Source organism: Borreliella mayonii (assembly GCF_001945665.1).
Classification (GTDB): Bacteria; Spirochaetota; Spirochaetia; order Borreliales; family Borreliaceae; genus Borreliella; species Borreliella mayonii.
The window spans coordinates 605,516-631,482 of record NZ_CP015780.1; the positions used below are offsets into that span (position 1 = coordinate 605,516).

The following is a 25,967-nucleotide window of genomic DNA, read 5'->3' on the forward strand; positions in this document are numbered from 1 at the left end:
AATAGCTCTTAGCAAACTGTTCCATTTGGAATATCTTTAGACAATATTTTGTTCTTAGAATTTTCTAATATTAAGCTTATTCCGTTTATTTTAAGTTTTCCGTTTTCTGCCACTATATTGGCTTTTAAAAACTTATTTATGTCAATTTTAGGTGGGCAGATAAGATTTTTATTCTGATCGTTTTCAAGTATTATTCTCTCTCCAGCAATAGGATTTTTGATTGAATCTTCTACAATTATAACTTTAAAATTTTTATTTTTGTCCTCAGCAGCTATTAGCATTCCTTCAGATTTTATTCCCCTAAATTTTGCAGGCTTTAAATTATCTACTATTATTATGTGTTTTCCCAAAAGCTCTTCTTCTGTGTAATATCCTTCAAGACTGCTTACTATTTGTTTGTCCTTGTTAGTTCCGTCATCTAGTTTTAATATGAATAAGTTTTTAGCCTCGGAATTTCTTTCTATTTTATTTATTTTTACAACTCTTAGGAGTACTTTTTCTCTAAACAAGTTTTCTGCTTGTTCTTTTTCTATGGGCAAGTTTTCTGCTTGTTCTTTTTCTATGGGCAAGTTTTCTGCTTGTTCTTTTTCTTTCATATTTTTCTCTCCTGAATATTTTAGCTTTAAATTGTTAATTTTTTTTTGCTCTAGCTTATTAAATAGTATTTCTGTGAATTCAATTTTTTTAATTCCCGATTTAGTTCCAAGAATTTTGGTCGAAAATTGATAACTGTTGCCAAAGAATTGTTGTATCTTTTTACTTGTTTCGGGAATGAATGGCATCATTAAGATAGATAAGTCTCTGATTAGGTATATTAAGTTTGAGATTAATTCTTTTGTTTCTTGTGGAGAGTTGTCTTTTTTTTTCCATGGTTCGTTATCTTGAAATATTTTGTTTCCAAGGGACGAAATTTTAAGTATTTCTTTGAGTGCAGATTTTAGTTCTGTCTTTTTAAAAAGATTTAGTATTTTATTATATTTTGGTGTTATTTGTTTCCAAAATTTATTTTGAATTTCTATTGTTTCTATTACATCTCCAAAGAATTTTCTTTGAAATGTTAGTACTCTGTTGACAAGGTTTGAAAAATTATCAATCAGTTCTGTATTTACTCTTTCCATGAGATCTTGCCACATAAATTGAAAATCAGATTTTTCAGGTCTGTTATAATAGATATAGAATCGCCAAATATCAGAAGGGATTCCAGTAGTAATAGCATCGTTTCCAAAAATTCCTGTTCCTTCTGATTTTGAAAATTTAAGATTTTCGTAATTTAGGTACTCGCTTGATGAGAGTTGATTTAATATTGTCCAATTTTCTTTACTTCCAATTTTTATGCAAGGGAATATAATTGTATGAAACAATATATTGTCTTTCCCAATAAATTGTACAAGATTTACTTGATCATTGTTTTTCCACCAAGATTTCCAATTTTTGACAAGGTTTTTAGTAATTGAAATGTATCCTATTGGAGCATCAAACCACACATAAAATACTTTATTTTCATAACCCTTTTTAGGCACAGGAATTCCCCATTTCAGGTCTCTTGTAATTGCTCTTTCTTTAAGCCCATCTCTTAAAAAAGCTTTTGTCATTTTAAGGGCATTGGTATTCCAATTCTTACTAGTAGTTGTGTTTTTTATCCATTTTTCAAGTTTTGTTTTTATTTTGGGAAGATCTAAATAAAGATGATTGGTTTTTTTCAAAATAGGTTTGTTTTTACAAATGATGCATTTTGGATTTATTAGGTCTGTTGGATTTAAAAGCTTAGAACAGTTATCGCACTGATCTCCTTTAGCCATACTTTGGCATTCTGGGCATTCTCCTATTACATATCTATCAGCTAAGAACATTGAATCTTTATTGCAAAAAAACTGTTCAGTTTCTCGCTCTTTTATATAGCCATTTTTTTCTAATTGTAGGAAAAAATTTTGTACAATGTCTTGATGGTGCTTGTTAGTCGTGCGACCGAAGATATCAAATTCAATATTAAACCATTTGTAAATTGATTTATGTATTTCATAATATTTATTGCAAAGCTCTAAAGGGGTGATATTTTCAATTAAGGCTTTGGTTTCTGTGGCTGTTCCATATTCATCTGTTCCGCAGATATAAAGAGTTTCAATTCCTGCCATTTTCGAATATCTTGCAAAAGCATCAGCTGATAATACTTGCACTAAATTTCCAAGATGAGGTATGTTATTAACATAGGGTAGAGCAGCTGTAACCAGATTCATTTTTTTCATTCAGTTTCCCCTTTTTTTAAGCTATTAATATTGTAATACGGATAGGATATTTTTTTTCAATACCTTACAAAAATTCTTTTGAAAGTAATTCGGTTTTGACTTTTTTTTGTAAAAATGGTATAAGTGTTTTTTGACTATAAGGAGCACAAGTTTATGAATAATTTTTTAATAAAATTTTTTCTTTTTGTATTAGTTTTTTCAAACGGATATTTTGCTTTTTCTAAAAATATCAATGTTTTAATAATAACTGCTATGGACTCTGAGGTTGAGCAGATAAACAAGCTTATGTCTAATAAGGAAGAAATAGTGCTTAAGGAGTATGGTCTTAATAAAAAGATTTTAAAGGGGAAGTTATCTAATCGCAATGTTATGACTATTGTTTGTGGGGTTGGTAAGGTTAATGCAGGTATGTGGACTGGCTATATTTTGTCAAAATACAATATAAGTCATGTAATTAATTCTGGAGTTGCTGGTGGTGTTGTTAGTGCTAAATACAAAGATATTAAAGTTGGAGATGTGGTAGTGTCTTCAGAGGTTGCATATCATGATGTTGATCTGACTAAATTTGGATACAAGGTGGGACAGCTTACAGTATTGCCTCAAAAATTTAGTGCCAATAAGAGTTTAATTAATAAAGCTATAGAGGCCGTTAAATCAAGGGTTAAAGGCTCTAATGCATATTCAGGATTAATAGTCTCAGGAGATCAGTTTATTGGTCCAGCTTATATTAGTAAAATTATAGGAAATTTTAAAGATGTAATAGCTGTTGAGATGGAAGGTGCAGCAATAGGGCATGTTTCTTATATGTTTAATGTACCTTTTATAGTTATTAGGTCAATATCTGATATTGTAAATAAAGAAGAAAATGAAGTTGAATATAGTAAATTTTCTAAATTAGCTGCTTTTAATTCAGCTAAAGTTGTACAAGAAATTTTAAGAATTCTTTAGAAAATATTTAATTTTTATAATAGAAAATTATGCATGAGGAAAGATTTTTTATTTTAAAATGTCTTTTTTCATGCATTTATCAATTTATGTTGTAATATTTTTATAGAGTGTTTTCTTTAAAAGATTATGTTTTCAAGAAGGCAAAGATATTCGCAAAAGAGAATAAGCTTAAGGCCAATATAGTTTTTCCTGAAAGTAGTGATTCTAGAGTTTTGAAGGCAGCTGTTGTTGTTTTACAAAAAAATCTTGCAGATTCGATTATTTTGATAGGTAAAAAAGATCCTGTTATTAATTCTTTAAAAGAATTTTCTAATTGTAATAATATTTTAGAAAGAATAGAAGTTGTTGATCCTAATTTTTTTCCAGACATTGAAATGTATTTGGATGAATATTGGAGCTTGATAAAGCTAAAGGGAGCTACAAAGCAAAGTTTAAAGACTCAAGTTTTAGATGAGATTACTTTTGCTATGCTTATGGTAAGATTTGGTTATGCTAAATCTTGTGTTTGTGGGGCGATTTCAACTTCTGCTAAGGTTTTGTCTAATGCTTTAAGAATAATTCCCAAGTTGGAAGGTGTTAAGATTATATCATCTTTTATGATTATGGATACTTTAAGTATTGCTCGTAATGTTGATTTTTGTTTTGGACATAATGGAATTTTATTTTTTGCAGATTGTTCTGTAGTAATCAATCCTGATTCTTTAGAGCTTGCAGAAATTGCATTGCAAAGTGCCAAATCCTTTAAAGATATTTTAAATGCAAAGCCCAAGGTTGCTCTTTTGAGTTTTTCAACAAAAGGGTCTTCCAGCGCTAAAGAAACTGAAAAAGTAAAGAATGCTTTAAATATTGTTAAGAATAAAGAGAGGGATTTGCTTATTGATGGAGAACTTCAGCTTGATTCAGCCATAATAAAAGATGTTGCAGAGAAAAAATGTAGCGAATCTTTAGTAGCAGGTTCTGCGAATGTTTTAATATTTCCTAATTTAGATGCAGGGAATATTGGTTATAAATTAGTAGAGAGGTTTGCATTTGCTAAGGCTTACGGTCCTTTTTTACAGGGTTTTTCTAAACCCGTTAGCGATCTTTCAAGGGGCTGTTCTGTTGATGAAATTGTATTTGCAAGTGCTTTAATGATAAGCATTTAAAGTGTTGGAAATTTGTATAAATTCTTCAACAGAAATGTTTTCAGGTCTTTTGTCTAAATATTCTTTTAAAAAATTTTCTCTCAGAGCAGCTTTATTTGCGATGAAATTAATAATAGTGTTTTTTAATTTCTTTCTTCTGCTTGAAAATACAGTTCTAACCAATTTGTTGAATTCTTTGAAATCTTTTATGTTGTTTTTTTTAGGAATTAATTTTAGTGTTGTAGACTTAACTTTAGGGGTAGGATAAAAATTGTTTTCTCCTATTTCTAATATTTTAATTACCTTGAAGTGTGATTGTACTAAGACTGTAAATGAAGAATAGTTTTTGCTATTTATATTTGCAGTTATTCTGTCGGCTAATTCTTTTTGTACTGTGAATACCATTTCTTTTAAAAAATTTTCTTCAATTAATTTAGATATTACTTTTGATGCAATATTGTATGGCAAATTTGAAAATATTTTATCAATGTTTTTATTTTCGTTTTTGTATTTTTTTAAAAAATCTCCTTTTATCAATTTAAAGTTTTTTAATTTTCCAAATTTTTCATTTAATATTTCTGAATATTTTAAGTCAATTTCAAATGCGGTTAAAAGATTGGTTTTTTTTAATAAAATATCAGTCATTGCGCCAAGACCTGGGCCAATTTCCCATATTTTTTCATTTTCTTTTATATCTAAGCTTTCTATTATTTTTTTCCTCATGCTTTCGTTGATTAGATAGTTTTGTCCCCACAATTTTCTTGGAGCTATTTTTCTTTCTTTTAATGTTTGTTTTATGCTACTTATACTATTATAGTTGATGTTCATAGATAAGAGATATTACCATATTATTTTTCATAATGGCAGCTATTTTTAAATTATTTTGAATTTTTTTTAGTTTCGTTATTATAAATAATGTAAGTTATAAGGAGAATGCTCAATATTAAAAATATAGGTATTTGGTGGTGCTTGACTATAAAAAAATTGCTAAAAAATGTTGCTGTAATTTTTATTATTTGGAATATGTAGGCATTTATCAGGTCAAGGAAAAAAAATAAATTTAAGTTTGAAAAGTAAGTTATTAAGCTTAATATTATTATTAAGAAAATTAATATTAATGGAATAATTATTAAATTTGATAATACTGAGATTGGCGTTAGATTAAAATTGTTAACATAAATTACTGGTGAGGTGAATATTTGAATAAAAAATGTTGTAAGCATTGATGATGCTAGTCTGTTAAGACCGTATCTATTTTTTAGATGAACTGATGCTGATATTCCTATTGTTGCAAGATAGGAGAGTTGAAATCCTATTAAATTTAGTGTTTCGGGGAATGCAAAAGCATTTATTATAAAGCTAATAGACATACAGCTTATTAAATTAATTTTGCCATAAATTAGTTTGTATATTATAAGAGATTCTGTCATTAGAAATGCTCTTAGTGTTGAAGGTGTAAATCCAGTTAATATTAGATAATTTAATAAAATTATGCTTAGCATTAAATATTTTAATTTTTCATTTGTTATTATTAAAAGTAAATAATAACTTATTAAATAAAAATGTATTCCAGACACTACCAAAATGTGGGCAATCCCTGCATTTTGAAATAATGTTTTTTCATATTTTGTTATTTCTGATTTGATATTCAAAATTATTGTTTTTGAAAAATGAGAATAACTAAGATTTAATGTGGCAAAAAAATTATTTAAGGTATTTGTATATTTTTCTCTAAGCTTGGCAAAAAAGGGTCTTTTAATAAGTTTTATTTTTTTGTTTTCAATTTTAATGATATCTCCGATTTTGTAAATATTTTCAATATTTTTGAAGTCAAATTTGTATGTATTTGATTTATTGTCAATTGCTTCAACAATGGTTTTTGAATCTTTTTTAAAATTTTTAATGTTTGTTATTTGGTAAATATTTTCTTTTAATGTTTTAAAATTTAATCTAGCTTGAAAGCCTAATAGCAATATTGTGCAAAAAATAAAACCAAGTGCTAAGTGTTTGTTATTATTTATAATAACAAATAATGCTAGTATTGTGTTAAAATAAATTAAATTGAGTTTTAAATAGTATTGAATTGATAAATTAAGTGAAATAAGGACAAATATTAAAATCATTTATAATATTCCTATTTTTATTTAGAAATAATTATATTTTGAATTTTAATTTGTTTTGATTAATCAATTAATTCATTCGTTGACAATTAATAATTATTTAATTACAATACTTTATGCAATTGTTAAAAAATAAATATTTATTCAAGCGGGCTTTGCTTGATCTTTTTTTGGTCTACGCTGTTGTTTATCTGGCATCTCCTTTTGAAAATGTTAATTCAGAATTTTGGAATGTTGATAAAAACCATTTTTATTTTTGGATTTCAAGATCTTTTTTAATTATTTTTATAATTTATTTTTTTAAACTTATCAGTTCTTATGATGATTTTAGAGCAGAGTTTTTTATTCCTAAATTTAAATTTATTTTTATTTGGGAGTCTGTTTTAATTTTTATTAAAACAATATTGACCGCAATGATAGTCATTTTTTTAATAGCTTTTTTACTTGAATATCTGTTGCCGGAATCGGTACTTGTCTATTATTTTCAAAACAATGCTGGATTTAATTGGAAGATTAGCAGTAAAAAAGCATTTTTTTTAATGACTTTTACTTCTTTTTTTACAGGAGCTTTTGAAGAGTTGTTTTACAGGGCTTTTATTATTACCAAGTTTACACAAATGGGATTTCCTGTTGTAGTTACCGTTATTCTAAGCAGTATGTTTTTTGCTTATGGGCATTTATATTATGGAATTTTAGGATTTTTGGTTACATTTATATTAGGGGTATTTTTTGCTTTTACCTATTTAAGGTATAAAAATGTATATTATGTGATTTTTATACATAGTTTTTATAATATTATTGTTAGTAGTCTGTTGCTTTTTTTAAATTGATTTTAAATTGTTATGAGGGGGATTTATGAGAGATACTGTGCCTAAGCGCTTTAAAGAGGTGGTGGCTCTTTATAGCGAGCTTGATATTTTTATATATAAAGAGGGAGAGTCAAAAAGTTTTAAGAAGCAAATATACGCTGATTTTTGGAATGAGACAAAAAGAGTGGCTTCCGGGCTTTTGCATTGTGGCATTAAAAGGGGAGAGAAGGTTGTAATTATTTCTGATTCTAGAAGGGAATGGATAATAATTGACATTGCTACTTTAGGGTTAGGCTGCGTTGATGTTCCTAGGGGAAATGATTCTTCTGAGGATGAATTAACTTATATTATTAACCATTCTGAATCTACTTTTATTTTTGTTGAAAACAATAAGCAGCTTCACAAAGTTTTATCCAAAAAACATGATCTTAGATTGGTGAGATGTATTGTTGTTATTGATGATGATAAATCTTATGAAGAAAAAATGGGGAATATTACTGTATTTTCTTATAAAAAATTACTAGAACTTGGTGCTGAATATTTAAGAACTAATCCAAAATCATTTGATATGGAGATTGAAAAAGGTTCTTCAAAAGACATTGCAACTATAATATATACTTCTGGCACAACAGGCATGCCAAAGGGAGTAATGTTGAGGCATGAATCTTTTATTTTTCAATTAGATAGACTTTATGATTATCTTCCAACGCTTAAACCTGGCAAAATAATGATTTCTATTCTTCCCCTTTGGCATTCTTTTGAAAGGGCTTGTGAATATATAGTCGCTTTAAAGGGCATAGCAATTGCATATTCAAAGCCCATAGGTCCTGTTTTGTTAAAAGATTTTTTACTTTTAAATCCTCAAATGATTATTTCTGTGCCTAGAATTTGGGAGGGCATAAGAATGGGCATTATTAAAAAGGTGTCAGAATCTTTTATTAAGAAGCTTGTATTTGGAGGATTTTTAAAAATTGGAATTGTTTATGCAAAGCTTAAGGAGAGATTTTTAGGCCTTTCTCCTGTTTATAAAAAGACCAATTTGTTTATTTCGCTTTTTTCAAAAATATTTTTATTTATTGGGATTGTTTTAATTTTTCCTGTTAAATTATTGGGTGATATTTTAGTATTTAAAAAAATAAAAAATGCCCTTGGGCAAAATTTTGAATTTGGAGTTTCTGGTGGTGGGGCCTTGGTCGATTATGTTGATTATTTTTTCAAGACTGTGGGAATTAAAGTTCTTGAGGGCTACGGTCTTACTGAAACGGGTCCTATTTTAAGCGTTAGGCGCCTTAAGAGCCCTGTAGCAAGAACTGTAGGACCTATTTTGCCAGATGTTGAATACAAAGTAGTTGGAATTGATGGTAAGGTTTTGCCTTTTGGAGAAAAAGGTGAGCTTTGGATAAGGTCGCCACAAATAATGAGCGGTTACTTTAAGGATAAGGCTAAGACGAATGAAGTTTTAACAGAAGATGGTTGGTTTAACACTGGAGACTTAGTTAGATTAACAATTAATAATGAAATTTCAATTGTTGGTAGAAGCAAGGATACAATTGTTCTAAGAGGTGGAGAAAATATTGAGCCTGAGCCTCTTGAGAGAGTTTTGGGCAAATCTTTATTTATTGAAAATGTTATGATTGTTGGTCAAGATCAAAAATTTTTGGGGGCTATTATTGTGCCTAATTTTGATAATCTTGAAAAATGGGCAAATTCTAGTGGAGTGTCTTTTTCTTCTAAGGGTGATTTATTGGCCAATGAGGATGTTAACAAACTTTATTCTAAGCATATCTCAGACACTATTAACACTAAATTAGGTTTTAAAAATTTTGAAAAAATAGTAGGTTTTGTTTTACTTCAGGAGCCTTTTTCAATTGGGGAAGAGCTTACCAATACTCTTAAGTTAAAAAGATATTATATAACCAAAAAGTATGAAGATAAAATAAGATTAATTTTTAGCAAAAGTGACTTAGATTTAAACGGATATTAGACAAGAAAATATTACAAAATTTTCTTGTCTACATCTTTAACATATAAGGAATATTGAGTAGGTGCATGCAATTTTTTATTGTTTGTAATATGGCTTTTAAAAATTCGATTCTTGCGGCTGTTAAATCAGTATTGTTTATATCTATTACTTTAACTTCTTGGTAGTATGCGCTAAAATGCTTTGCAAGTGAGTATGAATAGCTGGCAAGTATTGAAGGGTTTAAATCTTTTGCTGCCTTGATTATATTTTCTTCTAATTCTGATATAATTTTAATAATTTCCCACTCTTTTTCATGTTTTAAAAGTTCAAAATCAATTTTTTCCATTATAGGAATAGAAAGTGCATTATATTTCTCAAGAATGCTATTAATTCTTGCTCCAACGTATTGAATATATGGTCCAGAATTTCCTGTGAAAGATAGACTTTCTTTTTTATTAAATACAATATCTTTATGTATAGCTGATTTTAGCAGATAATAGTGAATTGCTCCTAGTACAATATTTAAAGCATTTTTTTTAGCATTCTCTTTATTCTCAATTTTTTGTGTAATTTCAGGCATTATTGATTCCATTAGGTCTAAAATTAAATTATCTGCGTCAATTACATTGCCTTCTCTTGATTTCATTTTACCATCAATAAGATTAACCATTCCGTGTGACAAATGAATAAGTTTTTTGTTTTTAGAAATTCCCAATTTTTCTGATACAAAAAATAAACTTTTGAAGTGCTGAATTTGTTCGTTTCCAACTACATAAATCATTTCTTCAAAATTAAATTCTTTTCCTCTAACTGCTATATTTCCTAAATCTTGGGTAAGATAAATAGATGTTCCGTTTGATCTTAAGAGTACTTTTTGTTTTACTTTAGTGTCTGCTTTTTCGCCTGAGTCAAAGGGTAAGTCAATACATATTGCGCCATCTTCTCGTTTGTAACAAAATCCTTTTTCAAGCCCTTCTAACACGACATTTTTTCCAATTTCAAAAATTTCACTTTCAAGGTAAATTTTATCAAAGAAGGTGTTTGTAATTTTATATGTTTCTTTTATCCCTTCAATTGCCCATTTATTTAGTTTTTCCCAAAGTTCAATTGTGCTTGCATCTTTTTGTTCCCATTTTAAAAGCAGATTTTGAATTTCTTTTTCAGCATTTTCATTTTCTTGCGAGTATTCGTTGTATTTAACATAAAAATCGCCAATTAAATGGTCTCCTTTTTTAAAAGCTTTTTCAGGGGTAATGTCATTTCCAAATTTTTTATATGCAAGCATTGACTTGCAGATGTGAACCCCTCGGTCGTTTATTAAGTTTATTTTTGTAATTTTTGCACCTACAGCTTTTAATATTCTTGACAGACTTTCTCCTATTACGTCATTTCTAAGATGTCCCACATGCAGCGGTTTGTTTGTGTTTGGTGATGAAAATTCCAATATTATTTTTTTATTGTCTAGATATTTACTTGTTCCATAGGTATCTTTTTGGGTATTTACCATTTGTATTGTGTTGCTTATATATTCTTTTCTAGAAATTTTAATGTTTAAGTAAGGCCCTATAGCTTTAATTTCGTATTTAGCTTTAAGAGTTTTTATTATTTCTTCAGAGATAGTTGCAATAGGAAGTTTTAAGGTTTTGCTAAGCTCAAATATTAATATAGAAATATCTCCCAGATCACTTTTTGGAGGTTTTTGAATATTTATATTGATCTTATCTAGCTTTATGTTATTTGATAATGCTAGATTGGCAACTATAATACCAATTTCGTCTTTAATCTTTTTTTTAACACTTTTATTCATTTTTTTCCTCTTTAACGCTTTTATTCATTTTTTTCTCTTTAACACTTGTTATCATATTAATTAATAATAAAATTAAAGACGCTGCAATAAAAATGTTTGAGCTATGGGCTGACATTTTTATATTTATAAGCCCCTTTATTATAGAAATCTCTTTGTTAAAAAGTTTTAAATTCCCTGTGTTTAATATTTCTCTAATAAATGAGATTGTTAAGTTTAAGGTAATGAAAATTAAAATTGGAATTTTAGAATATTTAATTATCATTGATGGATTTTTTAGGATTTTGAAAGGCTCGTTTTTATGAAATGATATTATTATTGCTATTAAAATGGGTATTGAAAATTTAAATTCTTTGTATAAGGTTGGTGTTAAATATAGCATGAATAAGTAAGTTAGGCTAGTAAAAATTCCTATTATTAATAGATATATTCCTAATATATGGCTTTTATGTTTTTTCAGTTCTATTTGATTGATTATTAAGGCAGGAAGTATAATGCATATTGAAATCCAAACAGATATGATGCTAGCATCTAAAAAGTTTTTTGTATAAGCAAAAATAGGAAATAACATTAAATGGCTTTTAAGATATTTTTCAATATTATAAAATGTCTTTTTTTGCATATTATTTCCTTTTAGTCTATTTTATTTGGTTTTAAATTGATTTGTGCTTTCGCTAATTTCAGAAATATGGCTTGAGTTTGTAGTTCCTAAAACCTTAATACGCTCAATTGCTTCTACTAGTTTATTAATTTCTTCTTTTAAACCTTTCATTGAATTTGAGACCGTAATATTAATTTCTCCCAACAGTTTAATAGTGCTAATGATTTCTTTGTTGCCTCTAAACATATCATTTGAACCAATTTTCACTTCATATGTTATTTCCCGCATTGTATTTAAAGCCTTTAAAATTTCTTGGCTACCTATTGATTGCTCTTGCATTGTATGATTTATTTCTTCTATTACTTGAACAACTAGATTGATTGAATCGAATATTTGGTTGAAAGCTTTATTTGTTAATTCAGAGGTGTTTACGGTTTTGGTTATTGAGTCCATTATTTCGTTAATTGATGAAGCAACAGATTCTGATTGTGATGTCACTTGTTCTGCTAGGTCTTTTATTTCTTCTGCAACAATGGCAAATCCTTTTCCGGCCTCGCCAGCGTGAGATGCTTCAATTGCAGCGTTCATTGAGAGTAGGTTGGTTTGGCTTGCTATAGATGAAATTAAAGCGTTTGCTTCTTGTAATCTTGTTGAGTTTTTGAAAATCTCTTTAATTTGAGCAATAACTTCTTCTTGTTTTTTTCGCCCATCATCAGAGAATCTTTTTAGCTCTTCTGTGCTTTTTGCAGCTTTTTGAGTTATTTCTGTTATTGATTGTATTCCCCCTATCATTTCTTCGATAGCCGATGAGGATTGTTCAACGCTTGCGGCTTGAGTTTCAATTGAATTGTCAAGAGATGAAATATTCTTTGAAAGACTTTCAATTATGTTTGTTGTATTAGAGATGAATTCCACCTGTTTTTCTACTTCTTCTTGTGTTTTTTCTATGTATTGATTCGAATTTTTTATTGTATTATGAGTTTTGTTTATTTCGCTAAATAAATGGTCTCCGTTTTCTTTCAGTAGCTTTACTCGTTCTTGTAGTGAATTAATTACATTTTTTAGATTTTCAATAAAATGACCAAAAAGATTTATTGTTGAGCTTATTGAATCTTTACCTTTTGATTCAATTTTAAATGTTAAGTCGCCGTTTTTAACTTTTGGAATGACAACATTAAGTTTATCTATTTTTGATATTATTAAAGTTTTTATGGTTGATATCATTATTAATATAAAAATTATTACCAAAATAAATATAATGGAAAGTGAAACTAATCTCATATTTTTAAATTCTTTTGAAAATATGTTGTTATAATCTATTTTTATTCCTAAGTACCAATGGGATGTTGTGATCCTTGCTAAGGAGATTATTTCATTTGAATTGCTTGTATTGTAATTTGCTTTTCCTTGAGATAATGCATTTAGTATTTCAGTTAATGTTTTTAGGTTAAAACCAAATATGTGCTTTATATTTTTTAAAACTTCGTCTTTTCCTCCAAATGCATCGCCATTGTTGTTTATTAGGTATACATTAAAGTATTTTGATGAGTTTTGGCTACTTGCATTTTGCTCTAATAATGAGTTTTCCAAAAGCAGTAAAAGATATTCTTTTAGTTCTGCAATTTTTTCTGAAATGTCAGCATATAAAATAATATATCCAATATTAGATTTTTTTGAATCTGTTATTTTATATGCTATTGGAATATAAAAATTATTATTTATTTTTGCTAAACTGTTGTGAAGAATTGAAATTTGAAATGTAGTTATAGCTTTGCCCAGAAGCAATTCTTTTAAGCTTATATATTGACCGTTTCTTTTTTTTTCACTTGATGCAATTATGTATCCATCTTTGTTTGCATACTCTATTATTTTAATAAAGGACGGCAGTGTAATTAAAATTTTGTCAGATACTAAGTGCTCTTCACTTTTGTTATTCAGAATTGCAGATTTATAATCATATCTGGCTGTTAATACGCTTAAAGCTTTTATTATTTCTTTAGATTCATCAGAAAAGCTTTTAATCATTGCTTGGTTAATGAATTTTGTAAAGTCTTGAAGTTCTTTTGTTATGATTTTTTTATAACCCTGATCTAGTAGCAAAAAGGTTGTTGCAATAATGATTATTGTATATGCCAGAATTATAAAATTGAATTTATAAAAAAGGCTGGAGTTAAGTTTCTTTTTTTTCACTAAGTCTCCTCAAAGTTTTGTTTTTTGTAAAATTTTTAAAACATTAAATTTTTAGTATTCTATATGTTTTATTATATAATTATATATGCATGTAGCTAAATAATAAAATAATTATTTGCAAATATTTGAAGGATTTAGTCTTTAAGATTGAAGAAGAAAGGTCTAATTTGTCAATTGTTATTAGTAATTATTTATATATGATTTATGAAGGTGAAAGTTTTGTTTTAAGGCTTTAATCATACTAATGTTATATTTGGAGAGCTTTTATGACAGATGAGAATTTAATCGATGTTAATTTGAAAAACACTAAACGATTTCTTTATCTAGTTTTATTTGGATTCCTTTTTTTTAATTTTTTATTTATAGGCTATGCTTATATGAATCATAAAAATGAATATTTGGATCGCTTTAAATTTGATGCTAAGTTGTTTTTAAACAGTGTATCTACTGTTATTAAAGCTAAATATTCGGAATCCTCTAGGTTTCTTGAGGAGCTTGTAAAAGATAGTTATAGGTTTGGGATATTGGTAAATTCTTCAAAGAGCTTTCTTTTGTCTTCAAGTTTAAAATTGGGTGATGGCTTAGATGAAAATAGCGATTTGTTTTTAAAGTCAAGAGAATTTAGTGCTATAGATAAAATTTTTAAAACTATTCCTTTAGCAGAAGATTCACTTGAAGGCATATTTTATATTCCTATAGGAAAAAATGTTTTAATATCAAATTCAAATTTTTCATTTTTAGGTTTAAAAGATGTTAGATTGGATCCAATTTATTCTGTTCCTGTAGAAAAAAATTCTAAATATTATTCAAGATACATGATGATAGATGAGAAAATTTACTCTGTAGTAAGTTTTCCGGTTAGAGATTCTGTTGCAACATTGGGTGTTATAGGGATTTTAGTATGCTTTGATGAATCGTTAGATATTATTGAAAATCAGTTGTATTCTTCTCTTAAATTTAGCAGTAAGAATTATAATTTTTTTATGCTTGACAGAAATTATATGCCCATTTTTTTAAACTTTAACAATCTTCAGGATAAATCTTTTTCTACAGCTTATAGTGAGAATTTTTTTAACAAAGTTATAGCTTATGCTAAAAAAGATTCTTCTGTTTCTCAGTACACTTTTAATTATGAAAGAGATTTTTATTCTTTAAACTTTGTAAAAACCGATGATTTTTTGATTCAGGGGTTGATTTTAAATGTCAATTCCATTCCTATTATGTTTAAATCAAATTGGGTTATATTTTTTACATTTTTATTATTATCTTTTGCAATTATTTTTTATTTGTGTAATACTTTTGCTTTTTCATTAATTAATGATTTTAACAGAATTGTTGATTATCAAAAATTAAAAAGCGATCCTTTTAGTCTTGAGTCTCCCTTAGAGATTAAGTATTCTTCGTCTATTATTTCTTATATTAGTTCAAAGCTAGATAATCTGTCGTCTAAGAGTAACGAATCTTTTGAGAAGATAAAATTTTATTCTAAAGATTTAAATGAGTATTTGGAACAAATAGAAACTGCTATATTAAATACTGAGAGTATAGATTCTAGCATTTTAGCTTACGAACAGCTAAAAGATACTTTTTCTAGATTTGAAAAGTCAATTGTTGATATTTTAAAAGGCTTTGAATCTATTGCTGATCCGATTAATGATCACAATAAATATATATCAGAAATTTCTTCAAATTTTGAGGAAAATGTTAGTTTTTTCTATAGTATAGATAAAAATTTGGAAATTTTTAATAAAGTTGCCACTATAAATTCTACTGATATTGAAAATATTAAAAGTAAGGTTTTTGATTTAAATATTGTTTTTGAAAATGTGAATAAAAATTTTGCAGATCTTTTGTCTCAAACAAATAGTTTGCAAAGTGTAAATAAACTTTTAGTTTCAATTTCAGCCCAGACCAATATGCTTGCTATGAATGCAGCAATTGAAGCAGCAAAAGCAGGTGATGCAGGTAAAAGTTTTGCAGTTGTTGCTGAAGAGATTAGAAAGCTTGCTATTAATTCTGGAAAATATTCTAAAACCATTAAAGATGAACTTAAAACGGTTGACAGCATTATTGCAGTAATTAATTCAGAGATTGATACAATTTATAAAAATTTCATAGACATTCAAGATAATGTAGACAACAATTTTTCAAGACATGAGAAAGTAGATCTTACCCTTGCTAAGCATTTTAAAGAAATTGGCGAGTTTAAAGAAAGATATTTGTCTCACGATACTAAGATCAGAGATGCTAAAAATATATATAAAGAAATATTTAATAACCATTATTTTGTTAGTAGCAAGTTTAACAATTTTAGCCAAGATTTAAAAGAGTTTAAAGTTTCTAAGATGAATTTAGATGCGGTAAGCTCTCTTCAAGAATATTCATCTTTGGTGAAATCTTCTAAGGATAAGATATTAAAGACAAAGCAATTGATTCAAAAGATTAATGATGAGATTAAAGGTGTTCTTTTTTAGTTTTTTTGATTATTTGAATCCTATGTAAAGAACTTCTTCTTCAAGTAAAAGCCCGGTTTTCAAGTAGACCTCAGCTTTTACTTTTTCAATTAATCTTTTTATGTCATTTGCTGTTGCATTATTAATATTGATAATAAAGTTTCCATGATATTTAGATACTGTGGCGCCTCCAATGCTTAGTCCTTTGAGCTTGCACTCTTCAATTATTTGCCCGCTAGGCTTGAGAAATGCTTTATTGTTTTTAAAAGTGCTTCCACTACTTGGAAATAGATAGTGACCCCTATTTATTCTTGCTTGTTTATTTTTATTCATTTTTTCTTCAATAATTTTCTTATTATCTTTTTTTAAATTCAATTCAATTTTTAATATGAGAAAGTTTTTATTTTGAAAAGGTGATACTTTATACTTAAAGTCTTCTTTTTTAAATTCTTTGCAAATCGTTTTTCCTTTATCATTTATAAATGTAATTTTTTTCAGTATTTCAGAGATTTCATTTCCAAAGCATCTAGCATTCATCCATACAGCACCCCCTAGTGTCCCGGGTAGTCCATAGATAAATTCTAGACCACCTAAGCTGTTATCAAGCGCAATTTTACATAAATTTTCAAAATTTGCACCACATTCGGCAATAATTTTATTATCGTGAATTTCTATTTTGTTTAGATATCCGGTATATATTATTGGAAAATCAAGCTCTTTATCGTCATTGACTAAAATATTCGATCCTCCCCCAAGAATAAATAGTTTAATTTTTTCTTCTACTGCTGCTTTAAAAATATTTTCAGCTTCTTGAATATTTTTAGGGATGAGAAATAATTTCGAAATGTTTCCAATTTTATATGTTGTATAGTCAGCTAGATTTTTTGTTTGAGGCTTAATATTGATTTTTTTAAGAAAATTATTTAGGCTTTTAAGCATACGTACTTAATAATAAATTAGATTTTTTATTTTTTCAATTTTGATAAATGTATGATTTTAAAGTTATATAATACTAGAACAAAGGATTTTTCAGAATTAACAAATTTTGATAATGTTAAAGTGTATGCTTGCGGGCCTACTGTTTATAATTATGCTCACATTGGAAATTTTAGAACTTATATTTTTGGAGATTTATTAATTAAAACTTTAAGGTTTTTAGAGTATAAAGTTAATTATGCGATGAATATTACAGATATTGGGCATTTAACAGGTGATCTTGATGATGGAGAAGATAAAGTGGCTAAAACTGCAAGAGAGAAAGGTCTTACAGTTTGTGAGATTAGTGAATTTTTTACGAAAGCTTTTTTTGAGGATTGTAGAAAATTAAATATTGTATATCCTGATAAAGTTCTTATTGCAAGTAAACATATTCCCATCATGATAGAGGTTGTTAAAATTCTTGAAGAAAAAAAAATTACTTATTTTTCTAATGGTAATGTGTATTTTGATACTTCTTGTTTTAAAAGCTATGGTGAGATGGCTGGCATTAATTTGATTGATAAAGACATGACTTTACCCAGAGTTGATGTTGATAAATTTAAAAGGAATAATACCGATTTTGTTTTGTGGTTTACTAATTCTAAGTTTAAAGATCAGGAGATGAAATGGGATTCTCCTTGGGGATTTGGTTATCCTAGTTGGCACTTAGAGTGTGCTGCTATGAATTTGGAGCATTTCAAAGATACGCTTGATATTCATTTAGGAGGAGTTGATCATATTGGAGTTCACCATATAAATGAAATAGCAATAGCAGAGTGTTTTTTGAATAAGAAATGGTGTGATATCTTTGTTCATGGAGAATTTTTGATTATGGATTATAATAAGATGTCAAAGTCACATGGAAATTTTATTACGGTTAAAGACTTGGAAGATCAAAATTTTTCTCCTCTTGATTTTAGATATTTATGTTTGACATCACACTACAGGAACCAATTAAAATTTTCATTGAATAATCTTCAAGCAAGCAAGATTGCTAGAGAAAATTTGATAAGCAAGCTAAGTTATTTTTACAAGTCTTTAGATCTAGTTGATTTAAATATGCTTAATAAGGATTTAAAAAAGTTTAGTTTTAGTGTAGAAAAAGAATATTATGACTCTTTTGTAGAAAAAGTTTCTTTTGATTTAAATGTTTCTCAAGGATTGGCTTTGCTTTGGGAGATAATTAAATCTAAAAATCTAAGCTTTGTTTCAAAGCTTAGATTGGCTTTTATTTTTGATGAGATTATGTCACTTAATCTAAGAGAAGAAATTTTAAAAAATTTAGAAAATCATGATGTAGTTATTGATGAGAATATGAAAACTTTAATTGAAGAGAGAAGAATAGCTAAATGTGAAAAAAATTTTAAGCGTGCCGATGAGATTAGGGATTTTTTTGCCCAAAAAGGTTTTGTTTTGGTTGATACTAAGGAAGGAACCAAGGTTAAAAGAGGCTAGTATTTGGCTATTTTTTTAAAAAACAAGTATTTTTATTTAAGCTTAATTTTTATTATTTTTTTATTTTTATTTGTTTTTTCTGGATTTTTATTTTATTCAAAGCCAATTATTTATGACATATCTCCAATTCCCACCTCACACAAGGATATTATTGTTATTAAAGGAAACAATTTGGGCTACAGTACAGGAGAAATTAATATTAACAATAATTATTTGGTTAAAAGTAGCATTATTAGTTGGAATAACACTAAAATAGTTTTTAAAATTACAGACGAAGTAAATTCTGGACTTATTTTTATAAAAGGCGAAAGGGGTACTAGCAACGAACTTTTTCTTGTTATAAGCAGGCAAGTTCCTGTTAAGCTTAATAGGAAAAATATACCTTTTATTTTTTTAGAGGACAAAATAATCTTAAATGCAAATTCTTCAACTTTATTGCAGGGTATAAATTTGTTTTCACATTCTAGTGCTATTAAAATTTTTCTTGAAACTAAGGACAAACTTTATACAATTTTACCTCAAAATATTTTAGATGTTTCTGAGAATAGAGTAGAATTTATTTCTCCTAAAACTTTAAATTCTGGTGGGAATCTTTATGTTTTATTAGACAATATTCAAAGCAATAAAGTTCCGTTTTCTGTTAAAGATAATTTTTTTAAGTGGATTTTGACTGATTCAAAAGAGTTTAGAATAATTGAAGAGATTTGTTTTAGTCAAGATATTAATAATAATTTTGATTCAAACCCTGAAGATATTAATTTTAATATTTTTTATTTAAGGCCAATTGAGAATGAGCGTCAAAAGATTACAGAGCGCAGTAATGAGCATCTTGATTTTAATATTGGTAATTTATTTTTTAAAAACCTGAAGACAAATAAATTTATTTTTGAGACTAGAATGAAAACTTATAAACTTAATTTGGAATTTTTAGATGCCAAATATTTAGAAAGTATTGAGGTTAATAAAGATATTAACAATCAAGAGTACAAAACGTATGTTCAAGGCAAAAAAAAAGATTATTTATCTTACAATTCTGTTGATTTAATGTCGTTAGATTCTCTAATTTTATCTAAGGCTGCTGGGAATAATTCAGTTTATAAGTTGGCTAAAGCAATTATTGATGTTTTGACTTTAAATTTTAAAATTGTTGAGAATAATTTAAGTTTAAATGATTCTATTAAAGAAAGAAAAATTTCATCTAACAATTTAATAGTTCTTACGAATTTGTTATTTTTAAAGTACGAGATTCCACTGAGAAATATAGTTGGGCTTTATTATGATTCTAATTCTCTTAAATTGAATGAGCATTTTTGGTTTGAATTTTTTTTGACTGGGGTTGGTTTTGTATATTTTGATATAATAAATGCAGTATTATTTAAGGATAGCTCTAAGTATTTTTTAAATATGTCTGAGAACTATATTCAATATGGATGCAAAGAAGACTATGATAAAAATGAGTTTTTTGACGGATATTTAGATTCTGGGTTTTTAAAGTATAAAAGCTTGACAAACGGATCGTATTCTTTAATGCATAGGTTTGTTTTGGAGGATAATTTTTGATGAGAGATGATCAAATATTTAATTTAATTGAGAAAGAAAAATTAAGAGAAAAAGAACATATTGAGCTTATTGCGTCTGAAAATTTTACATCTTTAGAGATAAGGCAGGCTGTTGGGAGTATTTTAACCAATAAGTATGCTGAAGGATATCCTTTGAATCGATATTATGGTGGTTGTTCTTTTATTGATGAGATTGAAACTTTGGCAATTTCAAGAGCAAAAGAGCTTTTTGGTGCAAAATATGTTAATGTTCAGCCGCATAGCGGATCTCAGGCTAATATGGCTGCTATAATGGCTCTTATTAGCCCAGGTGACAGGATTCTTGGCATGCAATTATCTCATGGAGGACATTTAACTCATGGCAGCAGGGTAAATTTTTCTGGCATATTTTTTAACACCTATTTTTATGGTGTTTCTAGAGATTCTGAGCTAATTGATTATGATGAAGTTCTTAAAATAGCTAGAGATTGTAGACCAAATTTAATAATAGCTGGAGCTTCTTCTTATTCAAGAGAAATTGATTTTAAAAAATTTAGAGAAATAGCAGACGATGTTTCTGCTTATCTTTTGTGTGATATTGCGCATATTGCAGGCCTTATTGTTGCCGGTTTTCATAATTCTTCAATTGATGTGGCGCATCTTACTACAAGTACTACTCATAAAACTTTAAGAGGCCCAAGGGGCGGAATAATACTTTCTGGGAAGGATTTTGACAAATTAGTGAACTTTAATGGAAAAGAGAGGCCTTTGTTTAATGCTGTAAATTCTACAGTTTTTCCTGGAACTCAAGGAGGTCCTTTAGTTCATGTTATTGCGGGTAAGGCTATTGCATTCAAAGAGGCTCTTCAAGAAAATTTTAAAGAATACATTGCTAACGTAATAAAAAATACTAAAGTTATGGCTGAATATTTTAAATCGGAAGGATTTCGTATTGTTAGTGGAGGCACAGACAACCATTTGTTTTTAATTGATCTTAGTAGCTCGGATCTTACTGGTGCTGATGCTGAGAAATTGCTTGAGAGTGTAAATATTACTTTAAATAAAAATGCTATTCCTTTTGATAAAAAAAGTCCTTCTTTGGCTTCTGGCATTAGAATTGGGGGCGCTGCTATTACTTCTAGGGGTCTAAATGAAAGTGATTCTTTAAATGTTGCTAAATTTATTGTTAGAGCTTTAAAGGCAAAGTCTGATATTGAATTAAAACAAATAAAAAAGGAAGTTATAAAATTTATTAGAGACTTTGACATGCCTTAATTAAGTTTGGAGGTTATGATCAATAAATGCCAAGCCTAATTAGAATGTTTTTTTTAGTATTGTTGTTTATTTTTATTTTTAATCCTGTTTTAATAGCAATGCTTTTTATATTATTTCCTTTTATATTGATATTATTTAGTTTTTTAGGTGTTTTTAGAATATATTTTACAAGAGATTATTCATATTCTAGATCTAGAGAGTTTGAATTTTATAAACTTTCTTTTTTATTAATGGCTAAATTGCTATCTATTTTAGGAACTGTAACCGGAGAGCAGCTAAATTATGTCAATTTTATTATCAATTCTTTGAATTTGTCTGAACGTGGTAAATCAGAATTGTATACCATCTTTCATTCTGCTATTACTAAGAATAATAATGCTGATAAAATTTTGTATACCCTTAAGCTTGGCTATTTTCAGCATAAAGATCTTTTTATATGGCTTTTTGCTTCTCTTAAAGAAATTAACAGGCTTTCTAGGTATAAAAATTTAGAAGCTGAAAAGTTTATTTCTTATGTTGGTGTTTTTTTAGAACTTGAATCTGATGGTTATGAAGCTTATAAAGATATTAATATTAAAATTGTAAATCCCTATAGTGTTTTGGGGTTAACATATAGTGCTAGTGATGATGAGATTAAAAAGACGTATAAAAGCCTTGTTATAAAATATCATCCTGATAAGTTTGCAAATGATCCTGTAAGGCAAAAGGATGCAAATGATAAATTTATTAAAATTCAAAATGCTTATGAAAAGATTTGCAAAGAAAGAAATATAAGGTAATCAATTGATTAATTGGTCTTTTAAAGAAAAAAAGAAGGGCTTTAGCCCTTCTTTTAATGTTAGCTTCCGCTGTAGGCTATTTTGAATTGCAAGAAAGCACTGCCAATAGCTGCATTATTTGCGTTTTTATTGGCAAGTTCTATAATATTATTTGAATCCCATCCAAGAGAAATTGTTGTAAATCTTATTAGTTTTTCAAGGCTAAGTCCTGTTTTTAAATAAATTTTTGTAGCATCGCTTGAGAGTTTGTTAGAAGGCCCTAAAAGGTATGCTCCAATATAAGGTACTACATATGCTTCTGTTGAAATAGATGTTATTGGAATTGCATAATCAAGATATAAAGCCAAACCGAGCTTCATTGCGTCTTCAAATGTCAGATTAGGTATTGTAGCTTGTTTGCTTATTGAACTTTGTCCAGCTTGATTATTTTCATTAGTGCTTGAAATTACTGTAGGATAGTTTTCTACAGATTTTTGTCTTAAAATATCGTAAAGACCGATAGATGTTATCCATCCTAGTCCATTCATAATTCCCTTTTTGTTGTCTTCATAGCTTGAAATTTCAACATTTAAGCTTTGAAATGCATTTTCAGATATGGTTTTTAATCTTTTTTCTGTATCTTTAGATCTGTAAAGGTTTTGTCCATAACTTATTCCTAATGCAATCCCAGATTTTTTGTCTTGCTCTCCAAATAACCTTGTGCTGTAGGAATCAGATCCTTTAACTTTCCAGGATTCTTTTTCTCCGGTGTCTTTATTCCAAGCAAGTCCTATACTTGCTCCTGTTGAAAATGCAATGCCCAATTCTGTATTTTTGCTGAAATTAAGAGCATTTCCATTTGGATCAAATATATTCTCATCTTTTTTGCTAGGATCTGAGGATGTTCCTTTTTTGAAATTTGCTGCTTTTGATATGTGTCCAAATACAGAAAAATCGCTTGCAAAAGGATCTATTCCTAAATCAGTGCCCATTTGTAAAATAAGATATGTATTTTTATTGTTGATTTTTGTTAATCCGAGCTTATATTGAGCCCCAAAAGATGCTAAAATTGCAGAATTTGATAAAGTTGGACTCAATAAATCGTTGCCAACTACGGATTTATCTTTTAAAGAGTATGTTATTGATGAATTATTGAATGTTTCGTTTCCATAAGCTCCTGACAAGCCAAAATTTAATTCAAAAGGTATTTCTGCAACTACAGATTCAGTATCTTCGTTTTGATCAAGTAGATTTTTTATTGGCTTCCATGTTGCTTGAATTCCATAAAGTATTCCTTGATATGTTTTATTATATGGAGTGTCTTTGTCATTCTCTTGATTTCTGTTTCCAGTACCTGTTCCCCCTATTGCAAATGTAAGGTCGAGTTGTGGGAGTTTGTATCCCAATTGAATTGTTCCTATCTTTTTAGAAGTACCTCTTGCAAGAATTGTCCCTCTTACTATTCTATCATTGCTTGGGAATCCATAGTAAGTGCTTTTAAATCCAGTCATAGGCGCAAAACTAAATAAAGACTCTTTATTAAAGTCAAAATCTGTCATAGTACTTATTTTAATGAAAAAATCGTACATATTGATTTGGGCTGTTATATCTCCTACGTCAATTTTAAATTGATCGCCTTTTTTGCCTTCCGCTTTTAATACAAGATCTTCTACCTTAATGTAAGCTGAGAATGGATCGTCTTTGCCTAATTCGGGATTAGCTTCAAATGGTTTAAGCTTAATGGTAATTTTGCTTTTGTTTTCAAACCCAGGAACAAGCTCATCCATATCTAATCTGAATTCACTTGTGTTTTCAAATCCGAATGTCGGCATCCATGGGTTTATTTTAAATATATCTTTTTCCTTTAATGCGTCTGCTGCAAATATTGCTGCAGATGTAGTTAAAAATATAATTAATTTATATAAAATATGGCTTTTCATAATTATACCTTCCTGTTGTAACTATAAACTTTTATTAGTTCTAGTTATTAATTAAACGTATTAATAAATATATTATACATATGCTATTATATATAATATATTAACATATATATAATATTAAAATATTAGGTAAAAATTCAAGGCCATATTAGTATTTTGTAATTTTTAAATTATTCAAATCTATAAATAAGATTAATTTTAGTATAAATTAATCTTATTTATTTTAAATGATTAATTTATACTAAATAAACTAGCAATCCCGTTGCTAAAATGTAGAATAAGGCATAAATTATTGTTTTTGATAAAAGTTTGCCTTCTTGTCCAATTAATCCAGCAGTTGTTGTTGCTATTGTGATGTTTTGGGGAGAAATCATTTTTCCTCCAGTTGCTCCTGTTGTATTTGCTGCTGCAAGCCAGTAAGGATTTGCTCCAATATTTTCTGCCATTTGTGTTTGCAAAGGTCCAAAAAGAACATTTGAAACTGTGTCACTTCCTGTTAAAAATGTTCCAATAGCTCCAATTAGTGGACTAAATAATGGTCCAAATTTACCTGTTATTATTGATATTCCATTAGCAAGATCTCTTATCATTCCGCTGTGTGTCATTAATCTTGATATTGCAACAATGCATATTATTATAAATGAAGATAATGCCATTTTTTTCAAGGTTAGTGTAAATATTTTTAGCTGCTTTAATATTGGAACTCCTCGTATTGAATAGGATATTATTGTTGCAAGCACAATCAAGAAGCCTGGAGAGATAATCCATTTAAAGTGTAGAGGATTTGCTTCTGGATAAATACTAATAGTGCTTTGAAAAGTTTTTAGGTATTCGTGAATTTTGTTAAAAATAGGAGATACAAGCACTATAAATGTTACTATTAAAATATAGGGTGAGCATGCAATAATTCCTTTTGATAAGGGTATTATGTTTTTGCTTTGGCGGACATTAGTTTCTTTATTTTTAAAAAACTTTGCATAAACTATTGTTATTGTCATAGAAAGAATGCTTCCAAGGATTGCAGGAAGTTCTGGTCCCAAAGCTTTTGATATAAATACTTGAGATATTGCCATTGACATTCCTGAGAGTAGAGTAAGAAGGAATATTCCTTTTAATCCTTTAATGCCTCCTCCTGTAAGAATTACCAGTACAAAAGGTATTATTAAGGTTGGAAGTATTAGTTGGAATGCAATCTCAGATGAAACGATGTTGACATCCAAGTTAGTTGCTTGAGCTAAAGATATTATAGGAATTCCCACAGATCCATAAGCGGTTGATGAGGTATTCATTATTAAGCAGATTAAGCAGGCAAAAAATGGTTCAAATCCCATTGCTATTAATATTGATACGGGGATTGCAACAGCAGTTCCATATCCAGCAACTCCTTCTAAAAAATTTCCAAATCCCCATGCTACTAGCAAGACTATAATTCTTCTATCAGAAGATACGTTTGATAAAATATTTTTAATAGTTTCTATGTCTTTTTGATCTTCTGACATTTTGTATGTAAATATTGCAGCAATAATTACAGTTGCTATTGGCCATATTCCTATTAAGGCGCCTTCAAGCATTGCAAGGCTTGTGTTTACTATTCCCAAGTTTTTATAAAATATAACTATAGCAACAGTGGCTATCAATGATATGGGTATTACATAGTAAGCTGGCTTTTTTATTACTCCAAGTCCAATAATTATTAAGACTATTGGCATTAAAGCTGTTATAAAATCATAAGAATTCATAAAAAATGGCTCCTTTTTAATTGTATTAT

General features: G+C 28.1%; 18 protein-coding genes. 9 read left to right on the forward strand and 9 right to left on the reverse strand.

Translation table 11 applies throughout. The features are described from left to right. Positions 1-8: 8 nt before the first annotated feature. On the reverse strand, positions 9-2,243 hold the full coding sequence (metG, locus tag Bmayo_RS02945) for a methionine--tRNA ligase (RefSeq protein ID WP_075552248.1): 2,235 nt from the start codon (positions 2,241-2,243) through the stop codon (positions 9-11). Positions 2,244-2,396: 153 nt separating this feature from the next. On the opposite strand from metG, the gene Bmayo_RS02950 reads away from it, so the two are divergent. Both Bmayo_RS02950 and pta read left to right on the forward strand, forming a co-directional pair. Then, a complete protein-coding gene (locus Bmayo_RS02950; protein ID WP_075552249.1) occupies positions 2,397-3,191 on the forward strand; it encodes a 5'-methylthioadenosine/adenosylhomocysteine nucleosidase in 795 nt (264 codons plus the stop codon). 107 nt (positions 3,192-3,298) lie between these two features. Continuing rightward, on the forward strand, positions 3,299-4,336 hold the full coding sequence (gene pta, locus Bmayo_RS02955) for a phosphate acetyltransferase (RefSeq protein WP_075552250.1): 1,038 nt from the start codon (positions 3,299-3,301) through the stop codon (positions 4,334-4,336). Here the strand turns inward: pta and rsmA are convergent. Then, positions 4,319-5,143, reverse strand: a complete 825-nt coding sequence (gene rsmA, locus Bmayo_RS02960) for a 16S rRNA (adenine(1518)-N(6)/adenine(1519)-N(6))-dimethyltransferase RsmA (protein ID WP_075552251.1) — start codon at positions 5,141-5,143, stop codon at positions 4,319-4,321. The two genes, pta and rsmA, sit on opposite strands and share 18 nt — an antisense overlap. 50 nt (positions 5,144-5,193) lie before the next feature. Next, positions 5,194-6,438 carry a ComEC/Rec2 family competence protein gene (locus tag Bmayo_RS02965; protein WP_075552252.1) on the reverse strand — a complete coding sequence of 415 codons (1,245 nt, stop codon included), beginning with the start codon at positions 6,436-6,438 and terminating at the stop codon, positions 5,194-5,196. Positions 6,439-6,551: 113 nt separating this feature from the next. Between Bmayo_RS02965 and Bmayo_RS02970 the strand changes: the two genes are divergently transcribed. After that, on the forward strand, positions 6,552-7,265 hold the full coding sequence (locus tag Bmayo_RS02970) for a CPBP family intramembrane glutamic endopeptidase (protein ID WP_075552253.1): 714 nt from the start codon (positions 6,552-6,554) through the stop codon (positions 7,263-7,265). 25 nt (positions 7,266-7,290) lie between these two features. Next, entirely contained in the window at positions 7,291-9,228 is a 1,938-nt protein-coding gene (locus tag Bmayo_RS02975) for an AMP-binding protein (protein WP_075552254.1), read from the forward strand. A gap of 28 nt (positions 9,229-9,256) precedes the next feature. Here Bmayo_RS02975 and argS read toward each other — a convergent pair whose 3' ends face one another. Genes argS through Bmayo_RS02990 form a run of 3 tightly spaced genes read right to left on the reverse strand, consistent with a single transcriptional unit; the run spans position 9,257 to position 13,802 of the window. Beyond that, the gene (argS, locus tag Bmayo_RS02980) at positions 9,257-11,014 is read right to left on the reverse strand and encodes an arginine--tRNA ligase (protein ID WP_075552255.1); all 1,758 of its coding nucleotides are present in this window, start codon (positions 11,012-11,014) and stop codon (positions 9,257-9,259) included. Then, on the reverse strand, positions 11,007-11,633 hold the full coding sequence (locus Bmayo_RS02985) for a hypothetical protein (protein ID WP_075552256.1): 627 nt from the start codon (positions 11,631-11,633) through the stop codon (positions 11,007-11,009). The genes argS and Bmayo_RS02985 overlap by 8 nt, the downstream gene beginning before the upstream one ends. Before the next feature lie 21 nt (positions 11,634-11,654). Beyond that, a complete protein-coding gene (locus tag Bmayo_RS02990; RefSeq protein WP_075552257.1) occupies positions 11,655-13,802 on the reverse strand; it encodes a methyl-accepting chemotaxis protein in 2,148 nt (715 codons plus the stop codon). Between the two features lie 266 nt (positions 13,803-14,068). Here Bmayo_RS02990 and Bmayo_RS02995 point away from each other — a divergent pair, with 266 nt between their 5' ends. Then, entirely contained in the window at positions 14,069-16,276 is a 2,208-nt protein-coding gene (locus Bmayo_RS02995) for a methyl-accepting chemotaxis protein (protein WP_075552258.1), read from the forward strand. A 9-nt stretch (positions 16,277-16,285) separates the two neighbouring features. Here the strand turns inward: Bmayo_RS02995 and murB are convergent, their stop codons facing one another. Further along, entirely contained in the window at positions 16,286-17,194 is a 909-nt protein-coding gene (gene murB / locus Bmayo_RS03000; protein WP_075552259.1) for a UDP-N-acetylmuramate dehydrogenase, read from the reverse strand. 51 nt (positions 17,195-17,245) lie between these two features. Between murB and Bmayo_RS03005 the strand changes: the two genes are divergently transcribed. From Bmayo_RS03005 to Bmayo_RS03020, 4 genes are read left to right on the forward strand one after another with little or no spacing between them, the layout of a single operon-like run. Beyond that, positions 17,246-18,688, forward strand: coding sequence for a cysteine--tRNA ligase (locus Bmayo_RS03005; RefSeq protein WP_075552260.1), 1,443 nt, complete (start codon positions 17,246-17,248; stop codon positions 18,686-18,688). A gap of 3 nt (positions 18,689-18,691) precedes the next feature. After that, a complete protein-coding gene (locus Bmayo_RS03010; RefSeq protein WP_075552261.1) occupies positions 18,692-20,248 on the forward strand; it encodes an IPT/TIG domain-containing protein in 1,557 nt (518 codons plus the stop codon). Beyond that, positions 20,248-21,501, forward strand: coding sequence for a serine hydroxymethyltransferase (glyA, locus tag Bmayo_RS03015; protein ID WP_075552262.1), 1,254 nt, complete (start codon positions 20,248-20,250; stop codon positions 21,499-21,501). The genes Bmayo_RS03010 and glyA overlap by 1 nt, the downstream gene beginning before the upstream one ends. A 26-nt stretch (positions 21,502-21,527) precedes the next feature. Next, positions 21,528-22,280, forward strand: coding sequence for a J domain-containing protein (locus tag Bmayo_RS03020; RefSeq protein WP_075552263.1), 753 nt, complete (start codon positions 21,528-21,530; stop codon positions 22,278-22,280). Between the two features lie 59 nt (positions 22,281-22,339). Here the strand turns inward: Bmayo_RS03020 and Bmayo_RS03025 are convergent, their stop codons facing one another. Both Bmayo_RS03025 and Bmayo_RS03030 read right to left on the reverse strand, forming a co-directional pair. After that, positions 22,340-24,199: an integrin-binding adhesin P66 gene (locus tag Bmayo_RS03025; RefSeq protein ID WP_075552264.1), complete on the reverse strand. Its 1,860-nt coding sequence runs from the start codon at positions 24,197-24,199 to the stop codon at positions 22,340-22,342. A gap of 236 nt (positions 24,200-24,435) precedes the next feature. Then, positions 24,436-25,938, reverse strand: a complete 1,503-nt coding sequence (locus Bmayo_RS03030; protein ID WP_075552265.1) for an L-lactate permease — start codon at positions 25,936-25,938, stop codon at positions 24,436-24,438. Positions 25,939-25,967 lie beyond the last annotated feature (29 nt).

Coding starts and splice junctions, on each gene's coding strand:
- metG (WP_075552248.1), bottom strand. CDS start 2,243: ATGAAAAAAATGAATCTGGTTACAGCTGCTCTACCCTATGTTAATAAC.
- Bmayo_RS02950 (WP_075552249.1), top strand. CDS start 2,397: ATGAATAATTTTTTAATAAAATTTTTTCTTTTTGTATTAGTTTTTTCA.
- rsmA (WP_075552251.1), bottom strand. CDS start 5,143: ATGAACATCAACTATAATAGTATAAGTAGCATAAAACAAACATTAAAA.
- Bmayo_RS02965 (WP_075552252.1), bottom strand. CDS start 6,438: ATGATTTTAATATTTGTCCTTATTTCACTTAATTTATCAATTCAATAC.
- Bmayo_RS02970 (WP_075552253.1), top strand. CDS start 6,552: ATGCAATTGTTAAAAAATAAATATTTATTCAAGCGGGCTTTGCTTGAT.
- Bmayo_RS02975 (WP_075552254.1), top strand. CDS start 7,291: ATGAGAGATACTGTGCCTAAGCGCTTTAAAGAGGTGGTGGCTCTTTAT.
- argS (WP_075552255.1), bottom strand. CDS start 11,014: ATGAATAAAAGTGTTAAAAAAAAGATTAAAGACGAAATTGGTATTATA.
- Bmayo_RS02985 (WP_075552256.1), bottom strand. CDS start 11,633: ATGCAAAAAAAGACATTTTATAATATTGAAAAATATCTTAAAAGCCAT.
- Bmayo_RS02995 (WP_075552258.1), top strand. CDS start 14,069: ATGACAGATGAGAATTTAATCGATGTTAATTTGAAAAACACTAAACGA.
- murB (WP_075552259.1), bottom strand. CDS start 17,194: ATGCTTAAAAGCCTAAATAATTTTCTTAAAAAAATCAATATTAAGCCT.
- Bmayo_RS03005 (WP_075552260.1), top strand. CDS start 17,246: ATGATTTTAAAGTTATATAATACTAGAACAAAGGATTTTTCAGAATTA.
- glyA (WP_075552262.1), top strand. CDS start 20,248: ATGAGAGATGATCAAATATTTAATTTAATTGAGAAAGAAAAATTAAGA.
- Bmayo_RS03020 (WP_075552263.1), top strand. CDS start 21,528: ATGCCAAGCCTAATTAGAATGTTTTTTTTAGTATTGTTGTTTATTTTT.
- Bmayo_RS03025 (WP_075552264.1), bottom strand. CDS start 24,199: ATGAAAAGCCATATTTTATATAAATTAATTATATTTTTAACTACATCT.
- Bmayo_RS03030 (WP_075552265.1), bottom strand. CDS start 25,938: ATGAATTCTTATGATTTTATAACAGCTTTAATGCCAATAGTCTTAATA.